7 protein-coding genes and 2 pseudogenes are annotated in these 9,047 nt (G+C 68.3%); 1 reads left to right on the forward strand and 8 read right to left on the reverse strand.

The window, feature by feature from the left end:
- Nucleotides 1-47: 47 nt before the first annotated feature.
- From KI388_RS13530 to KI388_RS13555, 6 genes are all read right to left on the reverse strand, one after another.
- Nucleotides 48-1,229, reverse strand: a complete 1,182-nt coding sequence (locus tag KI388_RS13530; protein WP_215087118.1) for an aspartate kinase — start codon at nucleotides 1,227-1,229, stop codon at nucleotides 48-50.
- Nucleotides 1,230-1,561: 332 nt separating this feature from the next.
- Nucleotides 1,562-2,182, reverse strand: a complete 621-nt coding sequence (locus tag KI388_RS13535; RefSeq protein WP_215087119.1) for a Zn-ribbon containing protein — start codon at nucleotides 2,180-2,182, stop codon at nucleotides 1,562-1,564.
- Nucleotides 2,183-2,596, reverse strand: a complete 414-nt coding sequence (locus KI388_RS13540; RefSeq protein WP_004599232.1) for a DUF2073 domain-containing protein — start codon at nucleotides 2,594-2,596, stop codon at nucleotides 2,183-2,185.
- Nucleotides 2,596-3,237, reverse strand: coding sequence for an Era-like GTP-binding protein (locus KI388_RS13545; protein ID WP_048077596.1), 642 nt, complete (start codon nucleotides 3,235-3,237; stop codon nucleotides 2,596-2,598). The genes KI388_RS13540 and KI388_RS13545 overlap by 1 nt, the downstream gene beginning before the upstream one ends.
- A gap of 202 nt (nucleotides 3,238-3,439) precedes the next feature.
- Nucleotides 3,440-3,928 carry a DoxX family membrane protein gene (locus tag KI388_RS13550; protein WP_215087120.1) on the reverse strand — a complete coding sequence of 163 codons (489 nt, stop codon included), beginning with the start codon at nucleotides 3,926-3,928 and terminating at the stop codon, nucleotides 3,440-3,442.
- A complete protein-coding gene (locus KI388_RS13555; RefSeq protein WP_215087121.1) occupies nucleotides 3,929-4,990 on the reverse strand; it encodes a sialidase family protein in 1,062 nt (353 codons plus the stop codon).
- Nucleotides 4,991-5,069: 79 nt separating this feature from the next.
- Between KI388_RS13555 and KI388_RS13560 the strand changes: the two are divergent.
- A pseudogene (locus KI388_RS13560) lies at nucleotides 5,070-6,073 on the forward strand (TatD family hydrolase).
- A 555-nt stretch (nucleotides 6,074-6,628) separates the two neighbouring features.
- On the opposite strand, the gene KI388_RS13565 reads toward KI388_RS13560, so the two are convergent.
- Together KI388_RS13565 and KI388_RS15610 are read right to left on the reverse strand one after the other, a co-directional pair.
- Nucleotides 6,629-7,567 carry a fumarylacetoacetate hydrolase family protein gene (locus KI388_RS13565; protein ID WP_215087122.1) on the reverse strand — a complete coding sequence of 313 codons (939 nt, stop codon included), beginning with the start codon at nucleotides 7,565-7,567 and terminating at the stop codon, nucleotides 6,629-6,631.
- Between the two features lie 117 nt (nucleotides 7,568-7,684).
- A pseudogene (locus KI388_RS15610) lies at nucleotides 7,685-9,039 on the reverse strand (amidohydrolase family protein).
- Nucleotides 9,040-9,047: the final 8 nt, after the last annotated feature.

Raw genomic sequence — 9,047 nt, forward strand, 5'->3', positions numbered from 1 at the left:
GGCAGAGTCGAACTCGGCCGTCTAAGCGTCGAACAAAGACGTTTGACTCAGTCGAAGCGGTCCTGAACGATTTCGAGCGCCTCCTCGCGGTCGTCCCAGTCGACGAACACCGCGACGGAGGTGGCGCTCGTGATCAGGTCGATGATGTTGATCCCGGCCTCCGCGATGGGCGCGATGATGTCCTGGATGACGCCCGACTGGTTGGGGAGTTCGCCGCCCGTGACGCGGATCACGGCGATGGGGTTAGCGACGGTGACGGAGGAGAGCGCCTCGTCGGTGACGACCGCCTCGTGCAACAGCGCCTCCGCCGTCTCGGCCACGTCGACGTCGACGTAGAAGGTGACCGAGTCCATCCCGGAGGCGACCGCGTCGATGTTGATCTCCTCGGCGCGGAGCGCGTTCGCCAGCTCTGAGAGGATCCCGGGGCGATTCCGGATCGCCCGGCCCGCGATGGTGAGACACGCGAGCGGCTCCTCGCGCATGTCGATCAGGCTCTCGAACTCGCCTTCGATCCGGGTGCCGCCCCGGAGCAGGTCGCCGTGCTGGTAGTGGACGACCCGGACCGCCAACCCCTCGTGCTTGTACGAGAGCGCGGAGGGCGCGACCACCTCGGCGCCGCGGAACGAGAGGTTCCGCAGCTCGTCGACCGTGATCTCCCCGACGTTGCGCGCGCCCTCGACCACCCGCGGGTCGCCGGTCATCACGCCCTCCACGTCGGTGACGATGACGACCTCGTCGGCGTCGATGTAGTTGCCGAGCATGACCGCGGTCGTGTCCGACCCGCCGCGGCCGAGCGTGGTGACGTTGCCGTCGTGGTCCTCCGCGAGGAACCCGGTGATGATCGGGACGACCCCGTCCATGTCGGCGGCGATCTCTCGCGCGCGCTTCTTCGTCTCCGCGATGTCGACCTCGCCGCGCTCGTCCGTGATCACCGGCCAGTCGGGGTGGCCGGGTTCGAGGAAGACGGCGTCGACGTCCCGGACGGACAGCGCGGCCTTCAGCATCCGGACGCTGGTGCGCTCGCCCATCGAGATGATCTCCGCGCGGTCGGCGTCGTCCGTCTCGAAGGTGATGTCGTCGAGCAGGTCGTCCGTGGTCGACCCCATCGCGCTGGCGACGACCGCGATCTCGTGGCCGGCCGCGACCGCGCTCGCGACGGAGTCGGCCGCGCGCTCGATCCGGTCGCCGCTGCCGAGGCTCGTGCCGCCGAACTTCGCGACTACGCGCATGCGGGTACCTCGTTGGCCTCGCGTACGTCGCGGGTCCGTTCCGGTCGGTCTCCGAGGGACGGTCGACGCGGTTCGAGCGCGACGGCGCGGTCCGGACCGAGGCCGGAGACCCGGCCCGGTCGGCGGAAGCGATCGGCTAACATGCGACTCCGTAGCGGAGGAAGCCGGATAACAGTATCTTCTTCGACAAGGGTCGCCCGAAGCACCGAATCGACCGAAGAGACGGCCGCGAAGCGGCGAAAACGGAACGAACGATCACCGGAGCTTTAGATCAGGGACGGGATCGGGGGTCGGGATCGCTGTGGGACGCGCGGAGGGCGAGTGAGTCGACGCTACTCGTCCTGAATGCCCCACGCGTCGGGCATCTCGATGACGTACCGGCCGTCCTCCTGGAGGGAGATGATGTACTCCTGTCGGTCGTACAGCTCCATCAGGTTCAGCTCGTACTGCCCGGGGCTGACGATGCGGATGCTCTCGAACTGGTCGTTGAGTTCGTCGCGGAGCGCGTCGATACCCGGCTGGGCCTCGTCGTCGGCCGGCGGCTCCGCGGCGTCGGCCGCGTCGACCTCGCGGCTCGCGCGGTCGAGTTCGTCCGGGGAGACCACCTCGGAGCGAGCGCTCGCCTGCGCGGTGTCCTCGTCGCTCCGGTCCGCGATCTGCTCCGTGCCGTCAGTTTCGGGCGACGGGTCGGCGTTCGCGGCGGCGTCGGTCGGCGTCGCGTCCGCGGGGTCGCTCGGCGTCGTATCGGCAGCGCCCTCGTCCGGCGTCGGCGCCGCCCGGTCCTCCGGGGTCGGGGGGGAGGGGTCGGCCCCCTCGCCGCCGGAGCCGGCCTCCTCCGTCGCGCCCGCGGGCTTGAACTGGAACTTGTTCCCGCCGCAGTCGGGACAGCCCGACAGCATCTCCTTGGAGCCGTCGGGGAACGTCCGCCCGCAGGAGGTGCACTGGTGGGGCATCTACTTGCGGGAGACGAGGGTGCTGATGAGGTTCTCGTCTTTGTGAAGGGTCTCGATGCGGTTCGCCGGGCCGATCACCGTGAGCTTCTGGGTCGACTCGCGGCCCATCAGCTTGTCGAGGAAGCTCTGGTCGCCCGCCTCGGCCTTCGGGTACGTCTCTATCTCGATGCCGGTGAAGTCGTCGGGGCTGATCTCGGTCATCGTCACCTCGATGAGCTTCGACTCCTCGTCCGGGGAGAGCCCCTCTTCGAGGATGACGATGTTGCCCTCGCGGACGCCGTCGAGGATGAGCCGGATCTTCTCCATGCTCGTGAGCCCCTCCATCCGCGCGCCGCTTATCATGTCGATGCGGACGCCGTCGTCGCCGTCGTCGGGGTCGTCCGCGGCGTCGACGTTGGCTTTCGGGCCGGGCATCAGCCGAAGTACTCCGCTATCTTGGTGTACACTTCGTCCATGTTGTCGCCCTCCAGCGCGGACAGCGGGATGGTCTCGTGTTGCGGGAAGGCGTTCGCGATCTGCTGGACGTCCGACCCCGGCAGGTCCGTCTTGTTCGCGAGGATGAGCGCTGGCAGGTCCTGCGACTCGATGATCCCGATCAGCATCGTGTTCACCTGCGTGAACGGGTCCGTCGTGGAGTCGAGCACGTAGATGACGCCGTCGACGTCCTCGCGGAGCCAGTGCATCGCCTCCGCGACGCCCTCGGTCGCCTCGCGCGACCGGCGGACGGCGTCGTCCTTCTCCATGTCGTGGTCGAGGAACTCCTTGTAATCGACCTTCGTCGTCACCCCGGGAGTGTCGACGATGTCGATGGTGACCGTCCGCCCGTTGCGTTCGATCTCCACGCCCTCCTTCCGGCGGGCCCGGCGAGTCTCGTGGGGGATGTGGCTCTCTGGGCCGACGGCGTCACCCGTCCAGTCGCGTGCGATCCGGTTTGCGAGGGTCGTTTTACCGGCGTTCGGCGGTCCGTAGATCCCGATCCGCTTGGGCTCGTCGGCCGCGAACAGGCCGTCTGTGACCCGCGATATGCTGTCTCTGAGATTCGTGAGCAGTCCCATCCTGACCTCCAGTCCGTGTGGTTTTCCCGAACTCCGCGTTCGTTCCGCGACGCCGTTCGATCCGACGCTTGACGCCCGTTCGGGGGATTACGGTAGGATCCTCGCCGGGGTCACTTAAGAACTGCGTCAGACACCGCCGATCCGGAGCGTCGGCGGCGGACGAACCCGAAATTCGGGGGAGAAAGGGGATCCGAATCCGGGATTACTCCCCGTCGCTCCCGCCGTCCACATCGCGCCCGCGCTCCTCGTCGCTCTCGGCCTCCGCATCGCTCTCGCTCCCTTCGTCGCCCCCGCTCGCGGCGTCGAGGAAGACGAGCGCGCCGCCGAGCAGCGCGAGGTTCTTCAGGAAGTTGATCTTGTTCCCCTGCCGCTCTTTCCCCTCCATCGTCCAGAAGTCGTGGATCGCGGGCGTCGTCCCGAGGAAGAAGACGACGAGCGCGCCCGCGGCCGCCCGCGGGAGCCGCCAGAGGACGATCCCGAGGTTGGCGACGAGCAACATCCCGGTGACGAACGGGACGAGCGCGTCGGGCATCGGGACGCCCTTCTCCTCGGCAACGGCGACGCGCTTGTCGTTGTTCTTGAACCCGTCGACGGCCATGTACGCGAGGACGCCGCCGTACAGCGACCGTCCGAGCAGGGAGGGTGCGTCGTTGCTCCGGTCCGCATCTTCTGACGCGGATTCGTCCGCCATTCAGACCACCTCGATCCGGCTGACGTTCGCGTCGACGCGCCCGACCGTCTCGTAGGTCGGTCCCTCGTCGCCCTCGCCGTCGAGACGCCGCATGATCCGCCCCGCCACGTCGTCGCGCTCGTCGGGCACGTCGAAGAGGCCGGAGCCGCAGACCACGTCGCCGTCGTGGACCGCCCACGTCTCGATTATCTCGTGGGGCTCGCCGGGGAAGGAGACGCGCTCGAAGTCGCGGCCGAAGTTCGTCGACTCGAATAAGGCGACCTCGTGGTCGTCGTTCACCCACGCCGGGGGCGCCTCCTCGCCGCCGCAGAAGACCACCCGGCCGTCGTGGACGAACACCCGACGGATGTACGAGAAGTCGCTGCCGACGTCGAGCCGGTCCCACGACTCGCCGGCGTCGGTGGTCCGCCACAGGCCGCCTTCCCCGACCGCGTGGCCGAGACCGAGGTTCTCCAAGTCGTGGTCGAGGTAGCCGGTCGCCGCCAGCCAGACGTCCTCCGAAATCGGGAGGACCTGATGGACGTCGTCGACGATGGCGTCCCGGTGGTCGGACCACGTGCGGCCGCCGTCGCGGCTGACGTGGATCCCGCCGGCCTCGACGCCCGCGATCAGGTGCTCGGGGCGACCGGGGACCGCCTCCAGCGCGCGGAGGCGGGCGTAGTGGGGGTCGATGGGCGACTCCCAGTGGCCGCGCGAGGGGAGTTCCCGGAACCCCTTCTGCTCGGTCCACGTCTCGCCGCCGTCGACCGAGCGGAACACGTACGGGTCGTTGGTGCCGGCGTACAGCGCGCCGTCGGCGGTCGCGAGGATCGACCACACCTCGCTCTGCCCCGCGTGCCAGAAGCGGTCTCCGAGCGGGACCCCCAGGTCGGTCCACGTCTCGCCGCCGTCGACCGAGCGGTACGCGCCCGTCGAGGAGGCGACGAAGACGCCCTCGGTGTGGTCCCACGACTTCACGGCGGTGACGACCCCGCAGTCGAGGACTGGGTCAAGGTCGTCGCGCTCGAAGGGGACGTCGCCGGCTCGGTACAGGCCTGAGTCTGTCCCGATCAACAGTGTCATAGCTGAGAGTCAAGCGGGCGCATAATAAAGTTTTACCAATCTGTAAAACGCTAAGTGGCCGGGCCGCGACGGGGCAGTCATGTCCGAGCCGCACCCCACAGTCCGTCCGACCGACGCCGCGTCCCTCGACGAATCGGACCCCGAGCTCCCCTCGGAGTTGCTGAACGTCCCGTGGATCGACCCGCACAACCACGCGCACACGCTCTCGTGGGAGGACCGCGAGCGCTACGCGCTCTCCGGCTGCCGGTCGATGGTGATGGTGTCGTCGGGGTATCACTGGACCCCGTACAAGCCCGTCCAAGCCAGCGACATCCGCTTCCTGTGGGACGACGCGATCAACCGCCGGCAAGCGATCGAGCGCAACCACTTCTTCGAGGCGAAGCTGGGGCTGGGCGTCCACACCGGCGTCCGGATCGAGAACCCCGACGAGCTGCTGGCGGCGATGGACGACTACTGCGCGCTCGACGAGGTCGTCGCGGTGGGCGAGACGGGCGTGACCCCGATCCAGCACGTCGAGCGCTGGGACGTCGACGAACAGCAGGCGGTCGTTGGGGCGCAGATGGAACTGGCCGAGGACCACGGCCTCCCCGTCCTGCTCCACACGCCGAACACCACCCCCGAGGCGAAACGCGAGTACCGCGACGACCTCGGCGTCACGCCCGGCTACGAAAGAACGCGGGACTCGGCACGGAGCCGGTCCTCGACGGCGAGAACCCCGCGCTCGAAGCCGTGAAACGCGACGTGGAGGCCGCGCGCGACGCCGGCTGGACGAGGAGCGCGTCGTGGCCTCGCACGCGGACGCGAACAACACCGCGTACCTGATGGAGGACGGACTGTTACCTGAGCTACACCATCGGCCACTCGTGGCTCGTCGGCGTCGACGCCGCCGACGTGGCGAACGCCATCGACGAGTACGGTCCCGAGCGGATCATGATCGACACCGACACCGCGAACGTGCTGCGCACGGACCCGTACGCGGTGAAGCGCGCAATCTTCGAGCTGTACCGCTACGGCATCGACGTCGACGACATCCGGACCGTCGTGTACGAGAACCCGCGGGACGTGTTCGGGCTGGCGGAGTAGACTATTTAAATGAGCCCGCGGTGCGGTGGCGCGTGCCGGTGAGCGGCCGACAGGCCGCGAACCGCACGCGCGAGGGACGCGGCGAACGCGAGCGGCGAAGCCGCGAAGCGTGAGCCGCGAGGCTAGGGAGGCGTGAGGTGCGGCCGCTGTGCGGGTGGGGTGGGACTCAAAGGGGCAGTCGCGAGGCGACCGTAGGCGTTCACGAGAGCAAAGCTCTCGTGAGCCAATCAGAACGCTTCGCGTTCTGATGACGACGCAAGCACCGCAGCGAAGGAACGTAGTGACTGAGCGAGGAGCGTGGTTCGAGACGCCGAAGGCGTCTCGTCATCACGAAAGGCGCGAAGCGCCTTTCGAACGACAGCGAGCGTACGGCCGCCTCGCGGCTGGGGATTTGGAGGTCGTCACTCCGCCAGTAACGACTTATAAGCGACCAACTGGGACTCCAGAGGCGTTCACCGCCGATCCGCAGGCAACGTTATATAAGCGATCGACGGAGGCTTTGAATCGCGTCAGGACGTCGGTAATCATTTATAAGATCCCGACGGAGCCGCGGTCCTATTCCGTCTCGAACTCGTTCGTCAGTTCGCCAACGCCCTCGACGCCGACCGTAACTGAATCGCCGTCCCCGAGCAGCACCGGCGGCTCGCGGTAGACCCCCACTCCCGGGGGCGTGCCGGTGAACACCAGATCGCCGGGTTCGAGCGTGAACGCCTGACTACAGAACGAGATCAGGTCGTCGACGCCGAAGATCAGGTTCTCGGTCGACGACTCCTGCAGGCGCTCACCGTTGATCTCCGCGAAGATGTCGAGGTCGTGGGGGTCGCCGGCCTCGTCGGTCGTGACGAGGTCGGGACCGGTCGGGGCGAACGTGTCGAGGCTCTTCCCGCGGACCCACTGGCCGTCGCCGTGCTGGAGGTCGCGCGCGGAGACGTCGTTGCCGACGGTGAAGCCGGCGACGTGGTCCATCGCCTCGTCGGGGTCGACACGGCGGGCGCGCTCCCCGATGACGGCGACGAGTTCGGCCTCGTAGTCCACCTTCTCGGTGTAGTCGGGGTCCCAGCGGACCGCGTCCTCGGGACCGACGACGGAGGTCGGGAACTTCGAGAAGAGGACCGGCTCGTCCGGAATCTCGTTGTCGCCCTCCTCGGCGTGGTCGCGGTAGTTCAGCCCGACGCAGACGACCTTCTGCGGGTCGTCGACGGGGGCGGCGCGGTCGAGGTCGGCGGGGTCGCGGAGGCCGACGCCGGTCGACTCGGCGTACTCGACCGCGAGGTCGGCCTTGCGGCGCCACTCCCAGTCGGCCAGCAGGTCGCTGGTCTTGGGGCCGATGTCGACGCCGGCCGCGGCGCCGGCGGTCGAGAGGTCGACGACGCCCTCGTCGGTGGCGACGCCGACCCAAGGGTCGGTTCCGGCGGCGGCCGAGGACGTCCTGTCGGTCGCGGCTGTGCTGTCGGTTCGCGTCGTATCGCTGTCGGTGTATTGTCCGATTCGCATTGGGTGTGGTGTGAGTCGTTGTCGCGTCGGCGCCTCGGAAGGTTCGTCGGCGCCTCGGAAGGTTCGTCAGCGGGCGATTACGGCGGACCCGAAACGGCGGGGAACGGCCGGTGCGAGTTACGCGTCGATGCCGGCCTCGTCGAGCAGGCGTTCGCCGGAGGCGACGAACCGGTCGAACTCCTCGCGGACCTTCGGGTTCGTCAGGTCGCCGTCGCGCTTGACGACCTCGCCGTCGACGAGGACGGTGTCGACGTGCGAGGGGTCGGACTGGAACACGACCGTCTGGACCGGGTTGTGGCAGGGCGCGGTCAGGAAGTCATCGGCGTCGAACAAGACGAGGTCCGCGCGCTTGCCGGGCGTGATCGTCCCGATTTCGTCGTCGAGGCCGAGCGCCTTCGCGCCCTCGATGGTGGCCATCTCCAAGGTGTCGCGCGCGGAGATACTGACTTCCGTGACCTCCTCGTGACCCTCCAAGACCGCCTGATTGTCGAACATGCGCTGGAGCTGCATCCCGATCCGCATCTGGGTCCCCATGTCGCCGCTAATGTTCGAGCAGACGTCGACGCCCCACGCCGGGCGGCCGCCGGCTTCGAGCACCTTGCCGGTGACGGGGATGCCGTGGCCCATCTGCATCTCGACCTCGGGGTCGACGAGAAGGAGACGCCCTGCTCGACGGCGTGGTCGACGTCCTCCTGCGAGAAGTGGTTCCCGTGGGCGACGTTGACGTCCGGGCCGAGCATGTCCTCGATGGCGCCGAACCCCTGGTAGTCGTCGCCGTACACCGAGGACGGCCACAGCGCGGCGCCCATGTGGATCGTCGAGAGCGCGCCCAGATCGCGAGCCAGTTCGAGGTCCGCGCGGGCGGTCTCGTCGGTACAGAAGTCCGGGCCGCGGAGCCCGAGCGCGAGGCTGAGCAGGTCGTCGTCGCGGATCTTCTCCTCGTGGAGGCTGCGGATGTTCTCCTCGGGGAGGCCGACGTCGCTCTCGTACCACCACTTCGCCGCGTCGTCGCCGGGCGGGCCGTAGGTGTACACCGCGCGCAGGCCGGCGTCCTGTAGCGCGTCGACGGCGCGCTCGCCGTGTTCGAGCGTGTTGGGGTACGACCAGTCGAGCGCCGTCGTCGTCCCGGTGTAGAGCTTCTCGAACGCGCCGAAGAGCCCGCCGAGGTACATGTCCTCGGGCCGGTAGAGCCCGGTGATGTTGCCGAGCATGTGGTCGAAGTACTCGCCCATGAGCGACCAGTCGCCGGCGATCCCGCGTACCTGCGTCTGCGCGAGGTGGATGTGCGAGTCGACGAACCCGGGGACGACGATCTTTCCGGAGGCGTCGATCTCCTCGGCGTTCGACGCCGACAGCCCGGTCCCGACCTCGATTATCTCCCCGTCCTCGATCAGGACGTCGGCCTCGTCGAACTCCCCCACGTCCGGGTCGAGCGAGACCACGGTCCCGTTTCGCACGATCGTTTGTGTCATGTTCGATA

This window comes from Halorubrum sp. 2020YC2 (assembly GCF_018623055.1).
In the GTDB taxonomy this organism is placed as follows: domain Archaea; phylum Halobacteriota; class Halobacteria; order Halobacteriales; family Haloferacaceae; genus Halorubrum.